This window comes from Aphanothece sacrum FPU1, from assembly GCF_003864295.1.
Classification (GTDB): domain Bacteria; phylum Cyanobacteriota; class Cyanobacteriia; order Cyanobacteriales; family Microcystaceae; genus Aphanothece_B; species Aphanothece_B sacrum.
Genome location: NZ_BDQK01000001.1, coordinates 409,205 through 434,190, shown reverse-complemented (window position 1 = coordinate 434,190; position 24,986 = coordinate 409,205). Strand labels below are relative to the sequence as shown.

Annotated in this window: 23 protein-coding genes; 11 read left to right on the top strand and 12 right to left on the bottom strand. The window is 38.0% G+C overall.

What is annotated here, in order from left to right; translation table 11 throughout:
- Positions 1–96: 96 nt before the first annotated feature.
- Both AsFPU1_RS01990 and iscB read left to right on the top strand, forming a co-directional pair.
- Complete coding sequence (locus AsFPU1_RS01990) at positions 97–549, top strand: NAD-dependent epimerase/dehydratase family protein (protein ID WP_124973199.1); 453 nt, start codon at positions 97–99, stop codon at positions 547–549.
- A 197-nt stretch (positions 550–746) separates the two neighbouring features.
- Positions 747–2,024: an RNA-guided endonuclease IscB gene (gene iscB / locus AsFPU1_RS01985; RefSeq protein ID WP_125061027.1), complete on the top strand. Its 1,278-nt coding sequence runs from the start codon at positions 747–749 to the stop codon at positions 2,022–2,024.
- A 10-nt stretch (positions 2,025–2,034) separates the two neighbouring features.
- On the opposite strand, the gene AsFPU1_RS01980 is transcribed toward iscB, so the two are convergent.
- Positions 2,035–2,325 (bottom strand): hypothetical protein, encoded by a 291-nt coding sequence (locus tag AsFPU1_RS01980; RefSeq protein ID WP_124977571.1) that lies wholly within the window; start codon positions 2,323–2,325, stop codon positions 2,035–2,037.
- Between the two features lie 135 nt (positions 2,326–2,460).
- Between AsFPU1_RS01980 and AsFPU1_RS01975 the strand changes: the two genes are divergently transcribed.
- Positions 2,461–3,270 carry an SAM-dependent methyltransferase gene (locus tag AsFPU1_RS01975; RefSeq protein ID WP_124977573.1) on the top strand — a complete coding sequence of 270 codons (810 nt, stop codon included), beginning with the start codon at positions 2,461–2,463 and terminating at the stop codon, positions 3,268–3,270.
- A gap of 246 nt (positions 3,271–3,516) precedes the next feature.
- Here AsFPU1_RS01975 and AsFPU1_RS01970 read toward each other — a convergent pair whose 3' ends face one another.
- From AsFPU1_RS01970 to AsFPU1_RS01960, 3 genes are all read right to left on the bottom strand, one after another.
- Complete coding sequence (locus AsFPU1_RS01970) at positions 3,517–4,311, bottom strand: Uma2 family endonuclease (RefSeq protein WP_124977575.1); 795 nt, start codon at positions 4,309–4,311, stop codon at positions 3,517–3,519.
- 138 nt (positions 4,312–4,449) lie between these two features.
- On the bottom strand, positions 4,450–5,181 hold the full coding sequence (locus tag AsFPU1_RS01965; RefSeq protein WP_124977577.1) for a Uma2 family endonuclease: 732 nt from the start codon (positions 5,179–5,181) through the stop codon (positions 4,450–4,452).
- Positions 5,182–5,222: 41 nt separating this feature from the next.
- Positions 5,223–6,338, bottom strand: coding sequence for an acyl-CoA dehydrogenase family protein (locus tag AsFPU1_RS01960; protein ID WP_124977579.1), 1,116 nt, complete (start codon positions 6,336–6,338; stop codon positions 5,223–5,225).
- A gap of 275 nt (positions 6,339–6,613) precedes the next feature.
- Between AsFPU1_RS01960 and gatB the strand changes: the two genes are divergently transcribed.
- Positions 6,614–8,101: an Asp-tRNA(Asn)/Glu-tRNA(Gln) amidotransferase subunit GatB gene (gene gatB / locus AsFPU1_RS01955; RefSeq protein ID WP_124977581.1), complete on the top strand. Its 1,488-nt coding sequence runs from the start codon at positions 6,614–6,616 to the stop codon at positions 8,099–8,101.
- A 41-nt stretch (positions 8,102–8,142) separates the two neighbouring features.
- Here gatB and AsFPU1_RS01950 read toward each other — a convergent pair whose 3' ends face one another.
- Entirely contained in the window at positions 8,143–9,117 is a 975-nt protein-coding gene (locus tag AsFPU1_RS01950) for an SDR family NAD(P)-dependent oxidoreductase (RefSeq protein WP_124977732.1), read from the bottom strand.
- A gap of 154 nt (positions 9,118–9,271) precedes the next feature.
- Here AsFPU1_RS01950 and AsFPU1_RS01945 point away from each other — a divergent pair, with 154 nt between their 5' ends.
- On the top strand, positions 9,272–12,025 hold the full coding sequence (locus tag AsFPU1_RS01945; RefSeq protein WP_124977583.1) for a glycoside hydrolase family 10-like protein: 2,754 nt from the start codon (positions 9,272–9,274) through the stop codon (positions 12,023–12,025).
- A gap of 108 nt (positions 12,026–12,133) precedes the next feature.
- Here AsFPU1_RS01945 and AsFPU1_RS01940 read toward each other — a convergent pair whose 3' ends face one another.
- Positions 12,134–12,604 carry a DUF4079 domain-containing protein gene (locus tag AsFPU1_RS01940; RefSeq protein WP_124977585.1) on the bottom strand — a complete coding sequence of 157 codons (471 nt, stop codon included), beginning with the start codon at positions 12,602–12,604 and terminating at the stop codon, positions 12,134–12,136.
- Positions 12,605–12,894: 290 nt separating this feature from the next.
- Between AsFPU1_RS01940 and AsFPU1_RS01935 the strand changes: the two genes are divergently transcribed.
- The gene (locus tag AsFPU1_RS01935; protein WP_124977587.1) at positions 12,895–14,601 is read left to right on the top strand and encodes an ABC-ATPase domain-containing protein; all 1,707 of its coding nucleotides are present in this window, start codon (positions 12,895–12,897) and stop codon (positions 14,599–14,601) included.
- Positions 14,602–14,654: 53 nt separating this feature from the next.
- Here AsFPU1_RS01935 and trpA read toward each other — a convergent pair whose 3' ends face one another.
- The 5 genes from trpA to acs form a co-directional block, all read right to left on the bottom strand.
- Positions 14,655–15,467, bottom strand: a complete 813-nt coding sequence (gene trpA / locus AsFPU1_RS01930) for a tryptophan synthase subunit alpha (protein WP_124977734.1) — start codon at positions 15,465–15,467, stop codon at positions 14,655–14,657.
- The gene (locus AsFPU1_RS01925) at positions 15,467–15,763 is read right to left on the bottom strand and encodes a DUF3007 family protein (protein ID WP_124977589.1); all 297 of its coding nucleotides are present in this window, start codon (positions 15,761–15,763) and stop codon (positions 15,467–15,469) included. Before AsFPU1_RS01925 ends, trpA begins: the two co-directional genes overlap by 1 nt.
- 21 nt (positions 15,764–15,784) lie before the next feature.
- Complete coding sequence (gene ndhL / locus AsFPU1_RS01920; RefSeq protein WP_172957572.1) at positions 15,785–16,021, bottom strand: NAD(P)H-quinone oxidoreductase subunit L; 237 nt, start codon at positions 16,019–16,021, stop codon at positions 15,785–15,787.
- Between the two features lie 72 nt (positions 16,022–16,093).
- Positions 16,094–16,681, bottom strand: coding sequence for a hypothetical protein (locus AsFPU1_RS01915; RefSeq protein WP_438357541.1), 588 nt, complete (start codon positions 16,679–16,681; stop codon positions 16,094–16,096).
- Positions 16,682–16,782: 101 nt separating this feature from the next.
- Positions 16,783–18,774: an acetate--CoA ligase gene (gene acs, locus AsFPU1_RS01910; protein ID WP_124977595.1), complete on the bottom strand. Its 1,992-nt coding sequence runs from the start codon at positions 18,772–18,774 to the stop codon at positions 16,783–16,785.
- Between the two features lie 358 nt (positions 18,775–19,132).
- Between acs and AsFPU1_RS01905 the strand changes: the two genes are divergently transcribed.
- From AsFPU1_RS01905 to AsFPU1_RS01895, 3 genes are read left to right on the top strand one after another with little or no spacing between them, the layout of a single operon-like run.
- Positions 19,133–19,594 (top strand): chemotaxis protein CheW, encoded by a 462-nt coding sequence (locus AsFPU1_RS01905; protein WP_124977597.1) that lies wholly within the window; start codon positions 19,133–19,135, stop codon positions 19,592–19,594.
- A gap of 1 nt (position 19,595) precedes the next feature.
- The gene (locus tag AsFPU1_RS01900; RefSeq protein ID WP_124977599.1) at positions 19,596–20,813 is read left to right on the top strand and encodes a CheR family methyltransferase; all 1,218 of its coding nucleotides are present in this window, start codon (positions 19,596–19,598) and stop codon (positions 20,811–20,813) included.
- A 5-nt stretch (positions 20,814–20,818) separates the two neighbouring features.
- Positions 20,819–22,516 carry a methyl-accepting chemotaxis protein gene (locus AsFPU1_RS01895; RefSeq protein WP_124977601.1) on the top strand — a complete coding sequence of 566 codons (1,698 nt, stop codon included), beginning with the start codon at positions 20,819–20,821 and terminating at the stop codon, positions 22,514–22,516.
- A 17-nt stretch (positions 22,517–22,533) separates the two neighbouring features.
- On the opposite strand, the gene AsFPU1_RS01890 is transcribed toward AsFPU1_RS01895, so the two are convergent.
- A complete protein-coding gene (locus AsFPU1_RS01890; protein ID WP_124977603.1) occupies positions 22,534–23,298 on the bottom strand; it encodes a hypothetical protein in 765 nt (254 codons plus the stop codon).
- Positions 23,299–23,393: 95 nt separating this feature from the next.
- Between AsFPU1_RS01890 and AsFPU1_RS01885 the strand changes: the two genes are divergently transcribed.
- Both AsFPU1_RS01885 and gcvT read left to right on the top strand, forming a co-directional pair.
- A complete protein-coding gene (locus tag AsFPU1_RS01885) occupies positions 23,394–23,780 on the top strand; it encodes a DUF8738 domain-containing protein (protein WP_124977605.1) in 387 nt (128 codons plus the stop codon).
- Between the two features lie 51 nt (positions 23,781–23,831).
- Positions 23,832–24,959 carry a glycine cleavage system aminomethyltransferase GcvT gene (gcvT, locus tag AsFPU1_RS01880; protein ID WP_124977607.1) on the top strand — a complete coding sequence of 376 codons (1,128 nt, stop codon included), beginning with the start codon at positions 23,832–23,834 and terminating at the stop codon, positions 24,957–24,959.
- Positions 24,960–24,986: the final 27 nt, after the last annotated feature.

Sequence of the window (24,986 nt, the reverse complement as noted above, 5' to 3'; positions counted from 1 at the left end):
CAATTGACAATTGATAATTGATTAATTTAAGGTTGAGAGTATCCCCTTTTAAATGAGAAAAGTCTTAGAATTAATTATCACTTATACTTATACCTAATGACAGAACAGAAAGAAAAGAAACAATTAGATAAAATAGCGGTGATTGGTTGTGGTTATGTGGGAAAAGCAGCGGCCAGTTATTGGCATCAACAAGGACATTTTGTCACAGGAACTACCACCAGAGAGGAGAAAGTTTCAGAACTAGAAAAATTTACCGATCAAACAATTATTTTGACAGGAGATAATCTCTCGGCAATAGAATCAGTGATTGAGAATCAAGATACTATTTTAGTAAGTGTTGCCCCTATTAGTGATCATCAAGTTGATGCAGAAACTTATGGCAAAACCTATTTACCAACGTCTAAAAATCTTGTGACTGCATTGAGTAATAATCAGACGGTCAAACAAATTATTTATATTAGTAGTGGTTCAGTTTATGGGGATAAAAAAGGAGACTGGGTAGGTCAACAACCCACCGTTAATCGGAGTACCGATGTAACGGGGGCTTGAAATATAGCCTAAGTTGACCAGACTAAGTATCTAGTATACTACGTTATTTTTGTCACGACACCTTGCGGATGCGAAGCTAGTCCCCTGCTCTGTCATTAGTAATTAAACATCTTTAAAGGGTTAAGGAAGTGTTACTAATTTAAAAAGCTTAAATAACATTGTCGAAGCTAACTTTACCCAGTAATGGAGAGGCAGTAATGTCAAATTATGTGTTAGTAATTGATTCAAACAAACAACCATTAAACCCTTGTCATCCGTCAGTAGCCAGAAAACTATTAAAAAGTAAAAATGCAGCAATATTTAGACAATATCCTTTTACTATTGTCTTAAAAAAAGAAATTCTCGATGTTGTAATTGAACCAATAGAAATTAAAATAGATCCTGGTTCTCAAACAACTGGTATTGCTTTAGTTCAAGGGGATAAAGTTATATTTGGTGCTGAACTTTCTCATCGTGGTTCAACTATTAAAGATAGTTTAGAATCAAGGAGATCATTACGTCGCGGTCGTCGTAGTCGTAAAACTCGTTATCGTCAAGCTAGATTTCTTAATAGAAAAAAACCTTCATGTTGGTTAGCTCCTTCCTTACAACATAGAGTAGATACTACTTTAACTTGGATTAAAAAACTAATTAAGTTCGCTCCTATTGTTGGTATTTCTCAAGAATTGGTAAGATTTGACTTACAACAATTAGAAAATCCTGAAATATCAGGAGTAGAATATCAACAAGGTGAATTAGTTGGTTACGAGGTAAGAGAGTATTTATTAAACAAATGGGACAGAAAATGTTCTTATTGTTCAATAGAAAATGTCCCTTTACAAGTTGAACACATTCATCCTAAAGCCAAAGGAGGTACAAATAGAATAAGTAATTTATGTTTAGCTTGTGAATCATGTAATCTCAAAAAAGGAACTAAAGATATTAATGTATTTTTAGCTAAAAAACCTGATGTTTTAAAGCGTATTTTATCACAAGCGAAACGTCCCTTAAAAGATGCTGTTGCTGTTAATTCTACCAGATGGACATTATTTAATGCTTTAAAAAACACAGGTTTACCCATAACTACAGGATCAGGAGGTAAAACTAAATTTAATAGAACACGATTAAATTTACCAAAACAACACTGGATTGATGCAGCTTGTGTAGGAATAGTTGATACTTTAAAAGTGTTAACTAATAAACCATTATTAATTAAAGCAACAGGTCATGGAACTAGACAATCTTGCAGAACCGATAAATATGGTTTTCCTTCTAGATATGTTCCTAGATTCAAATTCATTAAAGGTTTTCAAACAGGAGATATCGTAAAAGCTGTTGTAACTAAAGGTAAAAAAATAGGGACTTATGTTGGTCGTGTTGCTGTCCGATCAATAGGTAGTTTTAATATATCTAGTCCTAATGGATTAATCCAAGGTATTAGTTATAAAAACTGTACGCATATTCACAAAAAGGATGGTTATTCTTATGCGACATAGACCTTGCCCCTCATTTCCTCTCATCGCTAATCGGAGTACCGATGTAGCGAGAGTCTCCATGAGGGCGGAAAGATGAATGAAGAACTGTTGTCATTTCATTCTCTAATTTTCCTTCTGTCACATTCCAGACTTTGAATGAATGAGTGACTGAAATACCTTCTGGAAATAGAAATTGTTCGGTGGAGATCACTTCATTGCTAAATTGGGTGTAGCGGACTATTTTGTCACCATTATCATAAACATACCAACGACGACCTTCCCACTTTCCTATGGATCTTTTAAATAATTCTACTGCATTCATTATTTAACTCCTTCACCTTGATAATTTAATTTTCATCTTCCTTAAGAATAATCGTTTTTAACCAATCACGCAACATTTTTTCTATAATTAATTTAATTCCCTAAAAAAAATAAAACCACAACATCTAAATTACTTATGTCTGAAATCAAAAAACTTGTCTCCCTTACTTCCCTATTCATGGCTGCTGGACGTGCTATAGAAAATGAGCGGGAAGACCGTCTGTTTGAAGACCCTTTTGCCAGACAATTAGCAGGAGAAGAAACATTTGAACTTTTAAAACGAGATAAAGACATTGTCACAAACACTAAAAAAAATAGTCATTATATTCCTGTTCGTACCCGTTTTTTTGATGATTTTATAATTAATTCAGTATCTCAATGTCATCAAATAGTTATTTTAGGTGCAGGAATGGATACTAGAGCATTTCGTTTAAATTTACCAGAAAATAGTCATATTTATGAAATTGATCAAGCAGAAGTTTTAGAACATAAAAATGCTATTCTCAAAGATATTTCTCCTAAAAGTCATCGCCATACAATTAAAGCTGATTTACGATTTCCTTGGATTCATTTATTATTAGAATCGGGATATTGCCAAGACCAACCTTCTATTTGGTTATTAGAAGGTCTGTTATATTACTTAACTGAAATGGAAGTTTATCAACTCCTGAAAAATATTTCAGATGTAAGTGCTATAAATAGTTATTTAGGTGCTGACTTAGTTAACAAGAAATCATTAGAAGGGGATAGTAAAGTTATGAAAACTTGGCGTTCTGGTTTTGATGAACCGGAAGTCTTATTTAATGATTATGGTTGGACGGTATCCGTAGTGGAACCAGGGGATGAAAAAGCTCATTTTGGACGCTATATTGATAAAAATCCCCCTCGTAATATTCTTAATATTCCAAGAGTATTTTTGGCTACTGGGAGGAAATATAAACCTTAAAAGAAGATAGTTCAAATTTTTGTTATAGTGTTTTCATTTGAAACATAAATAATTGTAGCACGCCACATCTTGCCTGTGATGGGCAAGATACCCATTCCACATCAACATCTCAAATGGAAATGCTATAGTATGAATTGATTGTGGAAATAAAGATAAAGTTTTAATTTTAAGTTCCTTATCTGTATGGGTAATATCCACTTCTACGACTAAATCAGGAGGAAGTTTGACGCTTGATTAATTACAATATTAGTCTTCTAAATCAATACCGAGATCAAGTAATTTTTGAGCTAATCTGTCAGCACGCTGCCTTTCGTTTTCAGCACGCTGCCTTTCGTTTTCAGCACGCTGTCTTTCGTTTTCAGCACGCTGCCTTTCCTGTTGAGCTATTTCTTCAGGGGTAGAAATCCAGTTTCCTTGACCATCATACCAACGTAACCATAGTCTTTCAATCCCCTCATAACAACCTTGCCAAAGTCCTAACCCTAAACCAATATCTTCCATCCAGATTCGAGGTTCAATTAATTCTAATTCTGTGTAGCGACTTCCGGTTAACTGAAAAGCTCTTAATTTATCAGTATAACGGTCAAAAACAATATAATAGGGAACCCGTAAAATCTGCTCATAAACTTCCCATTTTGTGGGAGGTTGTTCGGCTTTTCGTAAGGTTTGTCCTAAGTCTTCTTTTTCCGTTCCTGGTGATAGTAATTCTACCACCACAAAGGGATTAACTCCTTCTTGCCAGACCAGATAACTTAACCTCATATCCTGTTGTTCATAAAGACGATCAACTCCTACCACAGCAAACCAGTCGGGACGCTTATACCAACCTGTATGACGCACATCATAATAAAGGTTCATATCGATAGCAATAAACATTTCATCGGGAGAATAATTAACAGGATGAAATGTCTTTCTTAGTAGGTGGGGTTGAAAGTTATGAAATTCGTCAGGCAAACCTGGTTCCTCCGGGTCTTCACTCTTGAGATCATACATGGTTGGAAGGACTTTTTTGTGATAATTTAGGTCATCAGTTTGATACATAGTAATAACAACAACTCAAAATTATGATTGAAAATAGTATTTTAATTGTACATCAATTGTTCTAAAGTGGCTCTCATTATATCAGTAGTTTGACCAAAAACTTTAAATACTAAAGCTTCTCGATGATTAATTATAATATTAGTCTTCTAAATCAATACCGAGATCAAGTAATTTTTGAGCTAATCTGTCAGCACGCTGTCTTTCTTTTTCAGCTATTTCTTCAGGGGTAGAAATCCAGTTTCCTTGACCATCATACCAACGTAACCATAGTCTTTCAATCCCCTCATAACAACCTTGCCAAAGTCCTAACCCTAAACCAATATCTTCCATCCAGATTCGAGGTTCAATTAATTCTAATTCTGTGTAGCGACTTCCGGTTAACTGAAAACCTCTTAAATTATCAGTATAACGGTCAAAAACAATATAATAGGGAACTCGTAAAATCTGCTCATAAACTTCCCATTTTGTCGGGGGTTGTTCGGCTTTTCGTAAGGTTTGTCCTAAGTCTTCTTTTTCCGTTCCTGGTGATAGTAATTCTACCACCACAAAGGGATTAACTCCTTCTTGCCAGACCAGATAACTTAACCTCATATCCTGTTGTTCATAAAGACGATCAACTCCTATCACAGCAAACCAGTCGGGACGCTTATACCAACCTGTATGACGTACATCATAATAAAGGTTCATATCGATAGCAATAAACATTTCATCGGGAGAATAATTAGTAGGATGAAATGTCTTTCTTAGTAGGTGGGGTTGAAAGTTATGAAATTCGTCAGGCAAACCTGGTTCCTCCGGGTCTTCACTCTTTAGCTCATACATGGTTGGAAGGACTTTTTTGTGATAATTTAGGTCATCGGTTTGATACATAGTAATAACAACAACTCAAAATTATGATTGAAAATAGTATTTTAATTGTACATCAATTGTTCTAAAGTGGCTTTCATTATATCAGTTGTTTGACCAAAAACGGTAAATACTAAGGCTTCTCGATACACTCTTTGAGCAGGGTGATCATAATAATTTGCTGCCCCACTAGATACGGTTACTGCGGCTTTTGTACATCTTTGAGCCAGATTTATTGCCCATACTCTTAATTGTAAATCATCCTCAAAATAACGAAACTTAATTTTAATAGCTTCCTTAATTTTTTCTTGACAATGATTGAATTCTTCATTGAGATGCTCGAACCCTTCTTGAATAAAATCTAATTGTTTGGTTTGGGCGACTTTTTCCATAATATCAAGACCTGCTTTAGCACATCCTAAGATTAAGAAACTGGGATAAAGAACCACCTTTTTATCATTTTCATGAATTGTCTCTGCTTGGGCAATAGAAACAACATTTTCTGAGGATAAAAACCAATTTTTAAAAGTGGCACTTACCGTATTGGTTGATTGCATCGCCCCTAATTTCATTGGCTCACTAAAAGTAATTTTACTTCCTGTATTGTCAGAGTATTGAGAAAAGGGTACTATCCCTCTAATTTCTTGACCATCATCAAGATTTGCTCCTAATAAAAAAACATCAAAAAAATCAAATCCAGTGAGCCAAGGTACAGTTCCATTAATTTCATATCCTCCATCAATAGGGGTTGCTGTAATCATTGGTTCTCCCTTGCGTCGTAACTGAGAAAACCCTAAACCACAAAGTAATTTATTTTGGACTATTTGAGGTAAATACTGCTGTTTTAAGCTCTCATTTTGACTGGAAATAATAGCACTAACTGCCCCTTGATGTTGAACTTGTAAAAAAGCTAATGCACCAGAATAACGAGAAATTAATTGTTGAAAAAGATAAAAAGTTTCAGTATCTAATTCTAACCCTCCCCAAAATTTTGGAATTTTTACAGATAGTAATGAATAATTAATTAATCCTTGTAAAGCCGTTCTTAAAGCATCAGGTGATTGATCTATCTCTGATGCAACAGGTTCAACAAAATTTTTTAAATAGGATTCTATTTTTTCTAAAAAGTTATTTTTATTTTCAATCTGACTAATATTTTTATTTTCTTTAAGTGAAGACATAAGCTAATAATTTTAAAGTAAATTTAGCTATAAATATATAATATTAATTAATGATTTTTAGTATAATCTAATACTTTTCAAAATAATTTAATTTCTTTGACTTCAATTATCTAATTAACAGGCAAGATACCCGTTCCACTTTTACAGATGATTTAGAGATTCTTGGTTCTCAGATGCTAAAATTGACAAAATTAGTTTGAGCTTTATTAATTATAATCGACTAATAAGTTAGAATAGAGCAGAGAAAACGTTAAGCTTTATATAAAAGAGCGTCCATGACTACCGCAACACCCGTCAAAATCGAATACGAAGCCATTATTGGACTAGAAACCCACTGTCAACTTAACACCGCTAGTAAGATATTCTGTCATTGTTCTACCAAGTTTGATAGTCCTCCTAATACTAACGTCTGTCCCGTTTGTTTAGGTTATCCTGGCGTTTTACCTGTTCTCAATGAACAAGTATTAGCTTCAGCCGTTAAATTAGGCTTAGCCATTAATGCTACTATTGCCCCTTACAGTAAATTCGACCGAAAACAATATTTTTATCCTGACTTACCTAAAAATTATCAAATTTCTCAATTCGATTTACCCATCGTAGAAAACGGGTTTCTCGAAATAGAATTAGTGGATAAAAAAACTAAAGAGATTACTCGAAAAACTATCGGCATTACCCGTTTACACATGGAAGAAGATGCAGGAAAATTAGTCCATGCAGGTAGCGATCGCTTAGCCGGATCAACCCATTCTTTAGTAGACTTTAATCGCACAGGAGTTCCTTTATTAGAAATTGTCTCAGAACCAGATTTACGCACCGGACAAGAAGCTGCCGAATACGCTCAAGAATTGCGCCGTATAGTGCGTTATTTAGGCATTGGTGACGGTAATATGCAAGAAGGATCATTGCGTTGTGATGTGAATATTTCTGTGCGTCCCGTAGGACAAGAAAAATTCGGCACCAAGGTAGAAATTAAAAATATGAATTCCTTTAATGCCATTCAAAGGGCGATAGAATACGAAATAGAGCGACAAATTGAAGCTATCACCAATGATCAACCAATCTATCAAGAAACTCGTTTGTGGGATGAAAATACCCAACAAACTATCAGTATGCGGAAAAAAGAAGGGTCAAGCGACTATCGATATTTCCCAGAACCTGATCTCCCTCCTCTTGAAGTTTCTCAAGAACAATTAGAAGCATGGAAAAAGGAATTACCTGAACTTCCCGCCAAAAAAAGAACCCGTTATGAACAGGAATTTGGACTATCTGCTTATGATGCTCGTGTCTTGACAGATGATCGAGAAGTTGCCCAATATTATGAAGCAGCATTAGCAACAGGTGCAGATGCGAAATTAGTGGCTAATTGGGTAACTCAAGATATTGCGGCTTACTTAAATAATAACAAATTAACTATTCCTGAAATTGCACTTAAACCTGATAATTTAGGGGAATTAGTGAAATTAATTGAAACGGGAACTATTAGCGGTAAAATTGCTAAAGATATTCTACCAGAGTTGTTAGAAAAAGGCGGTTCACCTAAAAAGATTATTGACAAAAAAGGACTAACTCAAATTTCTGATCCGGGGGAACTTGAAAAAATTGTTGATGAAATTATAGCAGCTAACGCATCAGAAGTCGAAAAATTCCGCAATGGAAGAACTAACTTAAAAGGCTTTTTTGTGGGACAAGTAATGAAGAAAACTAATGGACGGGCTGACCCTAAATTAACCAGTCAATTAGTTGAAAAAAAGCTGGCACATTGACATACTCCCTAATTCCGAAGAAACATCAAGTTAACTTACTGTTAAATTTTAGGAGATTGGAGCATTGTCCATTGCAAAATAAACCAAGGTATTTTGAAGTCGGGAATAAGCCAAGCATACTTTTTAAAAGCAGGGATAGCAGAAGGCACAATAAAACGCATAGAACGTAAGGAAACCGGACGCTTACCCTCTTCATCAACGATTTGATAGCGTTGAGCTAATTCGGCGACAATCTGCACTTTACCTGTTAGATTCATGGTATCTTGTTGCTGTGCTAAAGCAGCAATAACTCGCCCAGTAAACAAAGGCGTTTCCCAATTGTAATGTTCTTGAATTGCGGAATTTTGAGGCTTTTGCTGATCTTGAATCTTCATATTCTCAGCAAATTTAAACATCTGTTCAGTTCCCACAATTCCTGGCCACAGAGAAACCGAGGTAATATTATCAGGTTTTAATTCGATGGCCATATCTGCGGCCAAACGATCACAGGCAGCTTTTCCTACTCCATAAGCAGCCCCAAAAATATAGGACAGTCCCCCCCAAGAAGAAATAGTACATATTAGTCCTTGTTGACGTGAACTCATCAGACGAGCAGCAAAAATACTAGCAATATAGTGACTACGAAGACCAACATTATTGATAGTATCCCAAAGAATTGGTTCCTGTTGCCAAAACGGTTGGCCATAGGCATCAGCGATAGCTTTTACTCCTGAAAAAACATTATTCACCAAGATATCAAGTTGTCCATTTTGTTCAGTTTTAATACGTTCAAATAGTAACCGTATCTGCTCATCATCACTATGGTCTACTTGAACGGGAATACACAGACCACCCGCTTCAATTACAGCTTGTTGGGTTGCTAAAAGAGTCCCAGAAATACTATTATCAGAGGTATTAAGAGAGCGACCCGTAATATAAACCGTTGCCCCTGCTTCCCCTAAACCAATAGCAATACCCTTACCGATCCCTCTAGTTGCTCCCGTAACTAAAGCCACTTTTCCCTGAAGATTTTTCACCATCGTGTATTTCATCACTACGAGAATTGTTATAGTCTTTTTAAGATACAATAAGCGAACGGAAATCTGGGAAAGACCGATAACCCAATTTAGAAGCCCCCGTTATACCGCTTGCGGATAAGGTCGGGAGAACGTCACAGATAAGGAGAGTGTTGTGTTGAGGAAAACAAAATTGATCACCCAAAAAATAAATTACCTAAACTTTCTAAGATTTCCCTCAAAATCTTTAGTCAGACTATTATGTAGTTTTCTACCCTTAACAGTATTTATCTGTCCTGCCTATGCTTTCCTGGGTAGAGTTGGTGTGGTCAAAAGTCCAGAAAACGCGCAACAATGGACATCCATCAGAAATCGCCTTTTAGCCACAGGTATGCAATTTTGTGTAATTGAGTCAGCTAACTGGGAAACAACGCAAGATTTAGGGGATATTCGAGTATTATTTTTGCCCAATGTCGAACAAATCACCGGACAACAAGCAGATACCCTCGAAACCTGGATGGGAAAAGGAGGAAAAGTCATTGTTAGTGGCCCCACCGGAAGTTTATCAGAATTAGAAGTTAAAACCCAACTGCGATCGCTATTTGGTGCTTATTGGGGCTATCCCAACTCCTCCCCCTCAACCCTGAAACTCTTAGAAAAAGCTCAACTGAGTCCCCCCACAACCTCAAAATTAACTGCCACCTTCATTGGGGGTGTAATCATTCCCACTGCCATTAATACCCAAGCTGCTGCGGTTTGGCAAACCCAAGGCAAACCTCCTGCCGTTCTTCTCAAAGACAATACTATCTTTTTAGGCTGGCGTTGGGGAGTAGATAGCGTCACTTCAGCAGCCTTTGATACGGCTTGGTTACAAACAGCTTTAAATCGCTATGGGGTTAATCAAAATAGTCAACTTTCCATTCCTGGAGCAGCAGAAATTACCCCTTGTAACCCTAATTCTAACCAAAAAACCGAACCTTTTCCCATTCTACCTCAACAATATATCCCTAACACTCCATCGCCAGCAACTCCTACTCCACCGATAGAAACTCCTAACCCATCATTTCCTCAATCTTCTCGTCCTGTTGCTCCTACTGTTGCCTCCAGTCCTAAACCATTGAATAATACCGCAGTTCCTTCTGCTATATCAGTGACGCAAGCTAAGACCATGGGAGAAGAACTGGAAAATCTTATTGCTCGTTTTGAAAGCACTCTTTTAGCCACAGAAGCCAGCAATAGCGGTTTAGATAGATCTTCCCTTAAACTGACCCAACAGCCCTTAGATCCCCCTCAAACTAAGCCCTCAGACGTTGTTCATCAGTCCCATCAAACCCTCATTGAAGCCAAACAAAGTTTAAACCAATTTTATCAACTGATTAACCAACAACAATATGAGCAAGGGCGACAAGTATGGTTAAAAGCGCGTCGTAGTCTTTGGGATAATTATCCTACCGATCGCCAATTTGCTCAACCGGAAATCAGGGCCATGTGGTTAGATAGGGGAACTATCGTCAAAAATAGTTCAGAAGCCGATTTAGCAGTGATTTTTGACAGAATGGCCCAATCAGGCATTAATACAGTCTTTATTGAAACAGTTAACGCCAGCTATCCCATTTATCCGAGTCGTGTGGCCCCGGAACAAAACCCCTTAACCAAAGGTTGGGACCCTCTGAAAGTGGCAATTAAATTAGCCCATGAACGGGGAATGGAAATACACGCTTGGGTGTGGGTTTTTGGGGCAGCCAATCAAGGGCATAATAAAGTATTAGAACAACCTATAGATTATTTAGGTCCCGTACTATCTCGTAATCCTGATTGGGGTATTACGGATCAAGAAGGGAATTTTTTTGATAAAGGACCACAATTCAAAAAGGCATTTCTTGATCCAGCTAATCCCAAAGTTCAGCAATATTTACTCTCTCTTTTTGATGAAATTGTTAGTAATTATGATGTAGACGGGATTCAATTTGACTATATTCGTTATCCTTTCCAACAACCCCAACTTAATCAAACCTTTGGTTATAGTAAAGCTTCGCGCGCCTTATTTAAAGATATCACTGGGGTTGATCCGATTGAAATTTCTCCTGGACATCCTTTATGGAACCAGTGGACAGGGTTTCGCGTGCGTCAAGTAGATAGTTTTGTCGCTAATGCTGCCACACAACTCAAACGAAAACGACCTGATTTAATTGTGTCAGCTTCCGTATTTCCTATTGAACAACGCGATCGCCTTTTTCGACTGCAACAAAATTGGGAAGAATGGATCAGTCGTGGTTGGGTAGATATGATTGTTTTGATGACCTATGCTTTAGATACAGATCGTTTAGAAGAACGGACTCAACCCTTATTTGATAAATCTTTATCGGGTTCAGCTTTAGTGGTTCCGGGTTTACGTTTATTAAAAGTTCCTGACTCCGTAACCATCGATCAATTACAGTTAATTCGTAATATGCCAGGAGGAGGTTTTGCCCTCTTTGCCGCCGAAAATTTAACCCCTTCTCTACAAACGTTGTTAAGTCGTACTCAAACCCCTAAAACCTCTCAAGCTTTACCCTATCGTCAACCTTTTAAAGCAGCAGTGGGAAGGTATCAAGCATTAGAACAGGAGTGGAATTTTTTACTTAATAATCAACAATTAGTAATTGCACCTGTTCGTTTAACTGTTTGGAATCAACAAAAAGGTAATTTAGGCAATGCCTTAAATCAATTAGCTAATGAACCATCGTCACAACATTTAATCGCTGCGAGAAAGGCTTTGAGTCAATTTCAGCAACAATTTTCTATAGCTATGGGACAATATAAAATTCGTCAACCTTATCAGTTTCAGGTGTGGGAAAATAGACTCAATACCCTGGATAAATTACTGACTTATGGGGAAAGAATTGTTCTTAGGGAAGGACGAAATATTAATGTTCAAACATTGAAATGAGTTCAAAACTGATAATTTAGCATAATAAGTCCTGTAGAACCATAAAGTTTGATATATAGAGATTAAAAAAAGAGGCGTAAACTATTACACCCCTTATAAAAATTGCCCTTATAATTTGCTAAGAATTTTTTGAACAATTTCCATACCTGTTACCGCTTGCCAAGTAAATAAACCCAACAAAGTAACATTTAAGGTAATATGAGTATAACGAGCAAATTCGTTACCTTTTTGCATCAAAGGAATTAAAGCAGCCGATATGGCTATAAGTCCCGTCATGGATAAACCCACTAACAGATGAGGCCCAAAAAATAACTTACCATTGTTAATATAAGTAACTGCCATGCCGCCAATAGTTCCTAATACCATCAACGCCAATAAAAGTGACCCAATTTGATAGTGTTTTGTGCGAAAATCTTTTTGAATTAACTCTTTTCGAGTATCTTTGTCCGCCGTACGAGTTCTGCGCCACTGAATACCTGAATACAACGCATAAACCGTTAACCCTAACAACACCCACATCAGAATGGGATGACCAAACTGTGACCAGAATTTCACCGTTTCTGGAATTACCAAATTCATCGTATTTCCCCTGCTAAGCTTAGAACCTTTACAAAACTTAACATAACATAAAATAGCCATCTTATGGTCAGTTTAGTAGGGTTGTAATATCATGCATTGGTGTCAACTTAAGCCCAAAAAGTTCATTAGTTAATGATTGTAGTAGGATGGGTTAGCGCAGCGTAACCCATCACGAGAAGATGATAACTGATGAGTTACGGCACTTGGTTCCCTAAATTGCGGTAATGTTCCTTTAACTTTAAAATAAATACCATTAAGCCTTGATATTTAACGTTTTATTATAAATAAGTATGTCCAATGAGCAAACCCTCTATAATCAACTTTTAGCCTTAGATGGACGAGGTTATAAAGCTTATCAAGACATCAAAGGGAGTTATCAATTTCAGGATTTTATCCTAATTATTGATCATGTTCAAAGTGATCCCTTCGCCTCTCCTAGTAAAATTATCCTAAAAATTCCGGCATTTGTAGCCCAATTTCCTCCTAGTCTTTATCAGTCCCCTAGTCGAACTTTAGGTCTAGAAGACTATCTTATCCGACAATTTGACCAAGTTGCCCGTCAAATTAGTAGTCATCGGGGGACAGGAAAAAGTGGACTTATTGCCATTGTTTCTGTCGGACAAGAAATCTTAAAACGTACCGCCGCTTTTGTTAGAGAAGGAAACCTAGAAATCCGCTTTTTTGTAGGACTTCCGGCCCGAGGACGTACAATTTTGGGTCGTCAAGCGGCCCAGATGTTATGTGAGGATATCCCGGAAATTGTTGATCGGGCCTTGAAATATTCCGCCTTGAACCCAGAAGCGTTACGAAAACAGGTAGAAACCGTTGAAGATGCCGACTGGTTACGGCAAGAATTAGGAAAACGGGGTTTAGTGGAATTTGTGGCTAATGGCTCTATTTTACCCCGTCGCAGTGGGGTAGATGCCCGTCCCTTAGAAACGGAGGCCATCCCCTTTCAATCCCCAAAATCCCTAGAAGTGAGTTTTAATTGTCCAAATCGGGGTTTAATTGAAGGAATGGGCATTCCTCAAGGCATTACTCTCATTGTTGGGGGTGGATATCATGGCAAATCTACCTTATTACGGGCTTTAGAATTGGGAGTTTATAATCATATTCCCGAAGATGGCAGAGAATTTGTGATTAGTGAGCCAACAGGGGTTAAAATTAGGGCTGAAGATGGGCGTAGTATTGTTGGAGTCAATATTTCTCCCTTTATTAATCAGTTACCTCAAGGACGTTCAACGGACAATTTTTCTACTACTAATGCTAGTGGCAGTACGTCTCAAGCGGCTAATATCATAGAAGCTTTAGAAGTTGGGGCCAAAGTCTTATTTATAGATGAAGATACGGCCGCCACTAATTTCATGATCCGCGATCGCCGGATGCAACAATTAATTAGTAAAGAAAAAGAACCAATTACCCCCTTAATTGATAAAATCAGGCAACTTTATACAGATTATGGGGTGTCTACTATTTTGGTGATGGGAGGCAGTGGGGATTATTTTGAGGTGGCCGATACAGTCATCACCATGAATAATTTTCAGCCCGAAGAAGTGACCAAACAAGCTAAATTGATTGCTCAACAGCACTTAAATGAGCGTTTGTGGGAAGGGGGGGACACTTTTGGGAAAATTACCCCTAGAATGCCCTTATCTGAGAGTATTGACCCCAGTAGAGGGCATAAGGCAGTTAAAGTTAAGGTAAGAGATGTAGATGAGGTGGGGTTTGGGACAGAGGAAATTGATTTAACAGCAGTAGAACAAATTGTGGAAACTGGACAATTACGGGCGATCGCGGCAGCCCTTATCTATGCTAAAAATACTTATATGAAGGGTCAATGTACCTTATCCAAGATTTTAGATAAAGTTATGGCTGATATTGCCTCTGAGGGATTAGATTGTATTAGTGAGTTTCCTCAAGGTGATTTAGTGTTCTTTCGTCGCTTTGAATTAGCTGCTGCTTTAAATAGATTGCGATCGCTCAAAGTGTCCCTTTGACCTTTGACCAAAAATTTTCAATGACCTGAGTTCGACAGAAGGATTTTGGTGGACTAAAATACAGTAGGAGTGTCAATCAGTGCTTGTTTAAGAGTCCGACAAAATTCTCCCACCGCTTTTAACCCTTCTTCGGGTGTCCCTTCGGCTAATCTTTGAACCATCGCACTCCCTACAATCACCCCATCTGCTCCCCATTTTTTGACCTGTAAAGCCTGTTGAGCTTGAGAAATGCCAAAACCTACCCCAATGGGTTTATCCGTCACTTGACGTAAATTAGTGATTAAATCTTCAACTCTGGCGGCCACTTGGGTGCGCATTCCCGTTACCCCTGTAACACTCACCAAATAAATAAACCCTTGAGATTGAGCAGCGATCGCTTTTATTCGTTCTAAGGGACTCGTAGGAGCCACTAATAAGGTAACTTCAATCCCCATCTCACTAGCAGGTTTTAAGAGGTTTGAAGCTTCTTCTAGGGGCAAATCAGGCACTACTAGACCCTGTACCCCAACTGCTTTAATTTGTTGCAGAAAAGCTTCAATTCCCCGATAAAAAATAGGATTGTAGTAAGTAAACAGAATAATCGGGGTTTTAATGTCTTGGTTGACCTCTTTGACGATCGCTAAGACATCTTCTAATTTAACCCCTCGACCCAAAGCGCGAGTGGCCGCTGCTTGGATAACTGGGCCATCTGCTAAAGGATCAGAATAGGGAACCCCTAACTCAATTATATCGGCTCCCGAAACATCTAGAAGTCGTAAGGCCTTGGCAGTAGTCTCTAAATCGGGATCACCTGCGGTTATAAAAGGAATTAATGCACATTCGCCGCGATCGCGCAAAGCTTGGAAACAGTCGGAAACCGAGGTTATCATTGTTGTTCAATTTCTTTTTGTAGCTTTTCGAGTTCTTCTGGGGTCATCTCGTCTAAGCTTTTTTGCAAGACAGCATCTTTGTAGTCTTGTATCTGTTGATTGTAAGTCATTTTTTGACCCGCAACTCGTAACAAATAGGTCAGTGTCCAGACCACTAAACCCCCTACTAATAAAGCTTGACTCCAGATTCCGGCGGATATTTGGTCAAATCCAACTGCCTGAAACAACATATAGACGACCCCTCCGGCGATAAATACCCCGAAGCCAATGGCTATGACATCAATTCGTCTCATGATGGGTCTATAAGTTGTATTCTAGATTAATTGACGACGTTTAGGGCGAAAATTCAAAAAAGGACTTAAAAGTAGGACTCCTGGGAAAAAGAAGAACATCAGGAAGTACATAAACCCGCGTTCAAAGGAACTGGCTACATACCAACGAGTTTTCAGGTAAAAATAGACAAATCCAGGAAGAATCAAAAGATATAGAACACTTAAAGTTAGGTAGAGTAAGGCCGCGATCAGGGTATCTTGTGTCAGTAGGGTAGTAATATCCATTTTCCTTTCACGTTTTTTGACATTATACTTTTTATATCATAAACCGTTCCCTTATCTTTTAGATTCTTATCGTCCCCAAAGAGCTAAACCTCCTCCTTTTCCTCTAGCAGCAATGAGATTATCTTCAATTAAGAAATAGGAGAAAAAAGCTTGTTGACTAAGACTAGAATGATAAAATTTATTTTCTCTTTGTTTACCGCTCGGAATGTTACCATTATATAGAGTCATTCCTCCGAATTTTAAGGTTAATTTAGTAAAATCAAAAGCAAGAATATTTTTAATGTTAATAAATTTAGCTGGCCCAGCTAATATTAAATGAAATCCACCGCATTCAATGGAATTAGTTAGGGTGTCTAACTCAGGAAAAATAGACTCATTTTTAGTCTGATAAGTAAGTTCAATTTTAGCCCAACTAGGAAGATAACGCCCGGATTTCAGAACTATTTCTGCCTGTTTTTGCGCTTTTTTTGTTCCCGTAATAAAACAGAGTCGCCAAGTTCCTTGTAATTGTTCTGGTGTATAATGAGGCTTAACTTTTTTAGCGGTTTTTTCTGCATCTAATAAAGCCTTTGTTAAAGTTTCTGAAGGAGGTTGCTCAGTAGCATGATGAACCCCAAAATTAACTGCTTGTTGGAGAAAGGATAGAAGTTGAATCATAACGGTAGGGTATTAGGTGCGGGGTTTAGAACAAGGAGTTTAGGGTTTGTGGAGACGATTTATCAGTTACCTCGACAAACCCGAAAGATCAATTCAACTTATCCAACTTTAGGGTGTTTTTCACGGATTTCTGCTTCTAACTTATCTAAAACAGTGGGATCTTCCACAGTGCTTCTATCACCGACAATTTCTTGTCCGGCCGCTATTTGACGTAAAAAGCGACGGACAATTTTACCCGAACGAGTCTTCGGTAAAACATCCGTAAAGTAAATTTCTCCTGGACGAGCGATCGCACCAATTTCTTCCATCACGTGCTGTTTTAATTCCTTGACTAAATCATCAGAGGGACTAAAATCATTTTTTAAGATCACAAAAGCTACGATCTCCTCTCCTTTGATCTCATCAGGGATACCGATCACACCAGACTCAGCGACCCCAGGATGAGACTTTAAAGCTGATTCTAACTCCATTGAACCTAAGCGATGACCTGCCACATTCATGACATCATCCACCCGTCCCATAATCCAAAAATAGCCATCTTCATCCCGACGGACACTATCTCCGGCAAAATAAACAGGTTGTCCATCAATATGAGGAATTTCTTCCCAATAGGTTTTGCGAAAACGTTCAGGGTTGCCATAAACCGTGCGTAACATACTTGGCCAAGGATATTTAACCACCAAATACCCTCCCGTATTATCAGGGACAGGATTACCCTGTTTATCGACCACATCAACTATAATGCCAGGAAAAGGACGAGTAGCTGAGCCAGGTTTAGTGGGAATGGCTCCAGGTAAAGCTGTTACCATGATTCCTCCGGTTTCCGTTTGCCACCAAGTATCCACAATGGGACAGCGTTCTGCACCAATGACGCGATGATACCACATCCAAGCTTCAGGGTTAATGGGTTCGCCAACAGTTCCTAAAAGACGCAAAGAGGAGAGATCACGAGCATTCGGGATATCTTCTCCCATTTTAATAAAAGCGCGAATTGCTGTCGGAGCAGTATAGAAAATATTGACTCCATATTTTTCGATCACATCCCAGAAACAACCAGGGTTAGAAGCACGGGGGGCCCCCTCATACATTAAACTTGTGGCCCCATTAGACAGAGGGCCATAGACAATATAACTATGACCTGTGATCCAGCCTACATCAGCCGTACACCAGTATACATCAGTTTCCTTGAGATCAAAGACCCATTTACTGGTCATGTGGGTGTAGAGATTATATCCTCCGGTAGTATGTACCACACCTTTGGGTTTTCCTGTGCTACCACTGGTATAGAGAATAAACAGAGTATCTTCACTATCCATAATTTCCGCCGGACAGTGTGGGGATGAGGTTTTTTGGAGATCGTGCCACCAATGATCCCGTCCTTCTACCATAGTAATTGGTTCTTTAGTACGTTGAACCACAATCACATTTTCGACGGTAGGGGCCCCATGTTCTAGAGCTAAATCTACTTGCGCTTTGAGAGGAACAGCTTTATCCTTACGAAAACCCCCATCAGCCGTGATAACAAGCTTAGCTTGAGCATCTTCTAAGCGATCTTTGAGAGCTTCTGCGCTAAATCCGCCAAAAACCACACTATGAGGCGCACCAATGCGAGCGCAAGCTAACATGGCGATCGCTGCTTCTGGGATCATAGGCATATAGATACCCACGCGATCGCCTTTTTTAACTCCTAACTGTTTCATCGAGTTAGCAAATTGACAGACTTCCCGATGGAGTTGAGCATAGGTTAAGGTGCGAGAGTCGCCGGGTTCTCCTTCCCAGATAATGGCTGCTTTATTGCGTCTGGGGGTAGTCAAGTGTCGATCTAGACAATTATAAGAGATGTTAAGTTTGCCTCCGACAAACCATTTAGCAAAGGGAGGTTGCCAGTCGAGAACTTGATCCCATTTCTTGAACCAATGTAATTCTTTTTGGGCTAGTTTTGCCCAAAATGCTTGGGGATCAGCCTTAGCTTCGGCATAGTGTTCTTCATAAGCTTTTAAGCTGTTGATCTCGGCTTCTTGGGCAAATTCAGAGGGAGGATAAAATAGCCGGGTTTCTTGTAAGATAGATTCGATGGTTGTTTCTGACATAATTGGCGATTAATTCTGCGATAATCACTGTATAGATTTCTCCCTCTTGATTGTCTCAAAAAAGTTACCTTTCGATGAGACTAGACAAAAAAATTAATCTTGTGTAAAAAGGGGACAAGCCCGATAGATTTAAATTAATAATAAGGGCCAAGTTTTGAGATAATCAAGTTTGGGTTAGGGACAATAATCAAAAAAACAATTAAATTGTTGAAAAATTTTCACATTTAATCCTTAAGTTAGAGAAATGAGTCCAATTTTGGCAGTAAAATTAAAAACAGAAGCAATTCAATGAACATCAATTCAGCCCCCAACTTCCCCTACTCCCTACTTTCTTTAAGACTCATTGCCAAACCCTCTTATGTTGTTACTCCTATTCCATCTCGGTGATGAAAAATATGCCATTGACTGTAAACAGGTAGTAGAAATTATCCCCCAAGTCTTGTTAAAAAAGCTATATCAAGCTCCTGAATATGTGGCTGGAGTCTTTAATTATCGGGGTAAAATTGTTCCGGCGATTGATTTATGCTTCATAATTAGGGGCGATTGCTGTCGTCGTTGTCTTAGTACAAGAATTATGATGGTTAATTATCCCATGCCCAACGGCACTACCCGGTATCTAGGATTAGTCGCAGAAAGAGTGACAGATACCCTGTATAAACCAGAAAGCGAATTAATTCCTGCGGAATTATCCTCCAATTCTACCCCTTATTTAGGAGAAATGATTCCCGAACAACAGGGAATGATTCAAAGATTACGAGTCGAAGAATTATTATCCGACTCACAACGGGCATGGTTATTACCTGAAAATCGGTCTAACTAACATGAGTCAGGAAAAAACAGCCATTGAGAAGTTACTCACCCAAAAAATGGGGTGGGAAATGCCCAAAGTTAGCGATCGCCATTTGAGAAAAGCGATCGCTATGCGTCAAAAAGCTTGTCAGTTAAATGAGCTTAGTAGCTATCTAAAACGGTTACAAACATCTCCCGAAGAACTGCAAAATCTGGTGGAACAAATTGTGATTCGAGAAACTTGGTTTTTTCGACATCGAGAGGCTTTTTCTTTGCTACGTCACCACGTTAACACGGATTGGTTGCCCCATAATCCCTACAAAAAATTACGGGTTTTGAGTATACCTTGTTCGACGGGAGAGGAACCTTATTCGATTGCCATAACTTTACTTGATACTCCATTAAAACCACAACAATTTCACATTGATGGTATGGATATAAGTCAAGAAGCTTTAATCAAAGCAAAACAAGGAATCTATGGCAATAATTCCTTTCGCTCTCATGATTGGGTAGAACATGATAAATTTTTTTATCCGGTTAAAGATGGTTCACAAATTTGTCAAGAAGTTCGCCATCAAGTAACGTTTACTCAGAAAAATTTGTTTTCTGTTTGGTTGCCGACTCTGCCATCTTATCAGATAATTTTTTGTCGTCATTTACTGATTTATTTAGATACTAATGCTCGAAATCGTGCGCTCGAAACTTTAGAACGTTTATTATGTGAAGGAGGGTTACTGTTTGTCGGAGCAGTGGAAACAACTCTGATTAAATCCCCTTCTTTGCGCTTTGTGGCTCATCCATCAGCTTTTGCTTACCAAAAAATCCTGAATACTCCTGATATCAAACAAAAAATTCTTCAAACCTCTGAGAAACCCCAGATCCGATTCAAGTCTCCCCTGAGTCAACCGATTATAGCTCAAAAAAGTAAAATGGATTATAAAATTTCTACCTTAGAAACAGCGCAAAAACTGGCTAATCAAGGACAATTAGAAGAAGCAACTCAGGAATGTCAACGTCATCTGCAAAGATCTCCGATTGATGCCTCAGCTTATTTATTACTAGGAGAAATCTATCAAGCGCAAGGACAAATTGAACAAGCACAGCGATATTTTCAAAAAGCAATTTACCTTAAGCCCAATGATCGTGAAGCTTTATTACATTTAGCTTTATTGAGGGAAAGTCAAGGAGATATTAAAGGAGCAGCAGTGCTAAAAAATCGAATTCAACGACTAGAAAATGACGGAGATTAAATATTATGAAGACTCGCAAATCACTGACCATTGAATCTAAATTACTCGGCTTACTAATTTTTTCAGCAGTTAGTATGTCCGTTGGGGCTGTTATTACTAGAGTGGGAATGTCTAATCTAAATGTCGAAGTCAAAAATATGGCAGAAAAGGATCTCAATTTGATCCAAAATCTGATTCAAATGCAGGAAAATCAATTAGCTCAAGTAGTGAACTTTGAGCAAGCTTTTAGACTAGGAATTAATCAGACTAATGGTAAATTTGATCAAGGAAGTTTTAATCAAGCTAAAGATGAATTTGGAGACAAAGAAAATCTTGTTAATGTAGCGATTGAGAAAGCCCAAAGTTTAATTGGAGAACAACTTAATAGTGCAATAAATGAAACAGAAAAGCAAAATTTTCAAGAAATTGGTCATACCTTAAATGATTATCAGCAAAATTATATTTTATTTAGTAATAAAGCTAATGAACTTTTTAGATTACTTAATACCAATGAAATAGCAAAAGCTAAATTAGCAGCCAATGATCTGCAAGTTTTACAAGAAAAACTTAAGACAGAAAATACCAGTTTGTTACAACAAGTGGTCAGTTTTTCACAAAATTCTGCCCAATTAGCTCAAAAGCATACACAAACTACAGTCACCCTTGTTTCTATCATTTTTCTTACCAGCATTATCGCTATTTTAGGGTTAGGTTATTGGATGACTCGTAGTATTGCAATTTCTTTAGGGAAAGCCGTAAAAATTGCCGAACAAGTCTCTGAAGGTAATCTCACGACTCAAGTTGAGATAACTTCTAATGACGAAATCGGTCAATTATTAGAAGCCTTAAAAACCATGATAAATAACCTCAATGGATTGATTTCTAAGGTGCAACAATCTGGTATTTCCATTACCAGTTCTACGACACAAATGGCTGCTTCTAGAAAACAATTAGAAGCTACTTTAACTGAACAAATCGCTTCGACTAATGAGGTAACAGCAACCGCTCAAGAAATTGCTAATACTTCTGAAGAATTAGTCAAAACAATGGAACAAATTACTGAGTTATCTCAAGGAACGGCCCAAGCAGCAAGTCAAGGACAAACTGAGTTAGGTAGCATGGAAACCACCATGCGTCAACTAGCAGAAGCAACTACTTCTATTGCTTCTAAATTAGGGGTAATGAGTGAAAAAGCACATAATATTAATAGTGTGGTTTTAACCATTACTAAAGTAGCTGATCAAACTAACTTATTATCTCTTAATGCTGCAATTGAAGCAGAAAAAGCGGGAGAATATGGGGCTGGTTTTGCCGTAGTTGCTAGAGAAATTCGTCGTTTAGCTGATCAAACTGCTGTCGCTACTTTAGAAATTGAACAGATGGTTAAAGAAATGCAATCTGCAGTTTCTACAGGAGTTATGGAAATGGATAAATTTAATAAAGAAGTTAGTAGTAGTGTGCAAGATGTAGGAAATATTAGTCATAAAATTGCTCAAGTGATCGAACAAGTACAACGGATTAACCCTCGTTTTGAATTAGTAAGTAAAAGCATGGAAGAACAATCTCGAAGCGCGCGGCACATTCGAGAGGCGATGGAACAGTTAAGTGAAGGGTCTGAACAAACGGCTTATTCTTTGCATGATACTCATCTTGTATTAGAACAATTAGACGATGCGGCTCAAGGATTACAAACTGAAATTTCAGCTTTTAAAGTTAAATCCTAAAACTAACTTCTGAAGTCTCACACAATATTACTGAGATTGATACCTTCTTCTGATTGTTCTAACACTAATAAAGGAGTCGGTTTAGCTTTTTGATCCCAATTCATAGAGACAATCTGACCATGAATTGCTGGCTGCCAATTTTTTTGATTTAGATTAGGGGCTAAAAAGGTTTCAATACATTCAATAATTTGATGAACGCTATTAGAACTTGACTGCTTAGGTAATTTAGTTAATTTAATTTGAATACGAAATAAAATCCCTTTATTCCATTTTCCTTCTTGGGTTTCTATTTCATAAGTAACGTCGAAATTTTCGTCAATGGGCCGTCCTCCAGTAATCACTCCAGCTTGGACTTTATCTGTACTGGGTCGTAATGCTGTCCCCATCAATTGTGTTACTTTCAGTTTAATTTGATTAACAACCACATAATGAAATACTTCTTCATCCATTCGCATCCTTAAATAATCAAGGTTAAATTCCCTTGCATGAATAAGATCGGGATTTTCTTCCATTTTTCTGATAGTTACTAAAGCTAATTTTAATTTTTTTTTTAAATCTTTATTTTTAAATTTTTCAAAATTAAGAGCTTTAGTCATTTGAGTGAGTTGCCAGTTACCATAGATAATGAGACCGGTTATGATAACTAACAGTGTTATCGTGCTAACCATCCAAATCGGTTCAGTGGGGCTTTTTGAGTCAGTATGGGGAGTGATAAAAATAGAAGGCGAATTTTCTGTAGTTTGAGCTAACAACGGTTGAGTGAAAAACCAAAGAGAAGACATAGGGAGGATGGGCAAAGATGTCTTGATATCTTAAGAATTCCCAAAAGTGAGAGTAAATTATACACCTAAGAGCAAAAAATTTGAGGAATGAGATTATGAAACAATTTTGCTTGTCTGTTTGTTTGTTGGTTTGGATAAGTTGTTGGGGATGTCAGTCATCGTTAACCAATTCTTTACCTTTATCTGCTAAAAAAAATCAGGACAATCAAGAATCTGTTATGAATCAAGCTAAACCTCCTATTACAGTCCTTGACGCTGTGACTCAGGACATATCAAAAAATACAGGAATTGGGGTAAATCAGCTAAAAATTCAGGAAAATGAAGCTAAAACTTGGTCAGATGGCTGTTTAGGTTTGGCTAAACCAGATGAATTTTGTACCCAAGCTTTAGTAGAGGGATGGCGCATTGTGGTGAGTGATGGCAGTAAAAATTGGGTATATAGAACCGATGGAACGGGTCAAAATATTCGCTTAGAATCTTAGAACGCGATCAAATACAGTAAAATATTGATGAGTTATTTTACTTAAGAAACCGTGGCCAAATCAGAATCTTCTGTTACCCTTTCTCGTACCCCCCTATTTGATCTGATAGTTGAAAGCAAAGCCCGAATGACAGAATTTTCCGGTTGGGAAATGCCCGTTCAATTTAGTGGACTCAAGCAAGAACATGAGGCAGTCCGAAAGGCTGTAGGGATGTTTGATATCTCTCACATGGGGAAATTTGCCCTTCAAGGTCAAGACTTAATCAAAGCCTTACAATTACTCGTTCCTTCAGATTTAGAACGCCTAAAACCCGGACAAGCTCAATATACAGTCCTCCTCAACCCCGATGGAGGTGTTATTGATGACATCATTGTTTATTATCAGGGGGAGGCAAATACAGCAGAACAACGAGGGATGATCATTGTTAATGCGGCAACCAAAGAAAAAGATAAAACTTGGTTATTGTCTCATCTAGAAAACACTGCCGTTACCTTAACTGATTTATCAGAACAAAAAGTTTTAATCGCTATTCAAGGACCCCAAAGTCTAGAAAAATTACAACCTTTAGTAACAGAAGATCTTAGTCAAATTAAATTTTTTGGTCATCTAGAAACCAAAGTATTAGGACAACCTGCTTTTATTGCTCGTACTGGTTATACCGGAGAAGATGGCTTTGAAATTATGCTTGATCCAGATGTAGGAAAATCCCTCTGGAGATCGCTCTTAAAAGCTGATGTTACCCCTTGTGGACTAGGTGCGCGAGATACATTACGTTTAGAAGCCGCTATGTGTCTCTATGGTCAAGATATGGACGAAAAAACCACTCCTTTAGAAGCAGATTTAAAATGGTTAGTTCATCTCAACAGTAAAGGCGAATTTATTGGACGTAATATTTTAGAACAACAAAAAGCTAATGGTGTCTCCCGTCGCTTAGTCGGGTTAGAGATGGAAGGACGACATATTGCCCGTCATGGTTATCCTATCTTATCCGATGGTCAAGTCGTTGGAGAAGTTACCAGTGGTACTTTATGTCCAACCGTCGGCAAAGCGATCGCTTTAGCATATGTTCCCAAAGCTTTAGGTAAAATCGGACAAACCGTTGATGTAGAAATTCGCGGCAAATATTACCCCGCTACGGTAGTCAAAAAACCCTTTTATCGTTGTTCTACTCGACCTTAAATCATAAATTGTAGGGATCAATGGCCG

What these genes read in the sequence shown, in the direction of transcription:
- AsFPU1_RS01990 (WP_124973199.1), top strand. Translation starts at nt 97, where the DNA reads ATGACAGAACAGAAAGAAAAGAAACAATTAGATAAAATAGCGGTGATT.
- iscB (WP_125061027.1), top strand. Translation starts at nt 747, where the DNA reads ATGTCAAATTATGTGTTAGTAATTGATTCAAACAAACAACCATTAAAC.
- AsFPU1_RS01980 (WP_124977571.1), bottom strand. Translation starts at nt 2,325, where the DNA reads ATGAATGCAGTAGAATTATTTAAAAGATCCATAGGAAAGTGGGAAGGT.
- AsFPU1_RS01975 (WP_124977573.1), top strand. Translation starts at nt 2,461, where the DNA reads ATGTCTGAAATCAAAAAACTTGTCTCCCTTACTTCCCTATTCATGGCT.
- AsFPU1_RS01970 (WP_124977575.1), bottom strand. Translation starts at nt 4,311, where the DNA reads ATGTATCAAACTGATGACCTAAATTATCACAAAAAAGTCCTTCCAACC.
- AsFPU1_RS01965 (WP_124977577.1), bottom strand. Translation starts at nt 5,181, where the DNA reads ATGTATCAAACCGATGACCTAAATTATCACAAAAAAGTCCTTCCAACC.
- AsFPU1_RS01960 (WP_124977579.1), bottom strand. Translation starts at nt 6,338, where the DNA reads ATGTCTTCACTTAAAGAAAATAAAAATATTAGTCAGATTGAAAATAAA.
- gatB (WP_124977581.1), top strand. Translation starts at nt 6,614, where the DNA reads ATGACTACCGCAACACCCGTCAAAATCGAATACGAAGCCATTATTGGA.
- AsFPU1_RS01940 (WP_124977585.1), bottom strand. Translation starts at nt 12,604, where the DNA reads ATGAATTTGGTAATTCCAGAAACGGTGAAATTCTGGTCACAGTTTGGT.
- AsFPU1_RS01935 (WP_124977587.1), top strand. Translation starts at nt 12,895, where the DNA reads ATGTCCAATGAGCAAACCCTCTATAATCAACTTTTAGCCTTAGATGGA.
- AsFPU1_RS01925 (WP_124977589.1), bottom strand. Translation starts at nt 15,763, where the DNA reads ATGAGACGAATTGATGTCATAGCCATTGGCTTCGGGGTATTTATCGCC.
- acs (WP_124977595.1), bottom strand. Translation starts at nt 18,774, where the DNA reads ATGTCAGAAACAACCATCGAATCTATCTTACAAGAAACCCGGCTATTT.
- AsFPU1_RS01905 (WP_124977597.1), top strand. Translation starts at nt 19,133, where the DNA reads ATGTTGTTACTCCTATTCCATCTCGGTGATGAAAAATATGCCATTGAC.
- AsFPU1_RS01900 (WP_124977599.1), top strand. Translation starts at nt 19,596, where the DNA reads ATGAGTCAGGAAAAAACAGCCATTGAGAAGTTACTCACCCAAAAAATG.
- AsFPU1_RS01895 (WP_124977601.1), top strand. Translation starts at nt 20,819, where the DNA reads ATGAAGACTCGCAAATCACTGACCATTGAATCTAAATTACTCGGCTTA.
- AsFPU1_RS01890 (WP_124977603.1), bottom strand. Translation starts at nt 23,298, where the DNA reads ATGTCTTCTCTTTGGTTTTTCACTCAACCGTTGTTAGCTCAAACTACA.
- AsFPU1_RS01885 (WP_124977605.1), top strand. Translation starts at nt 23,394, where the DNA reads ATGAAACAATTTTGCTTGTCTGTTTGTTTGTTGGTTTGGATAAGTTGT.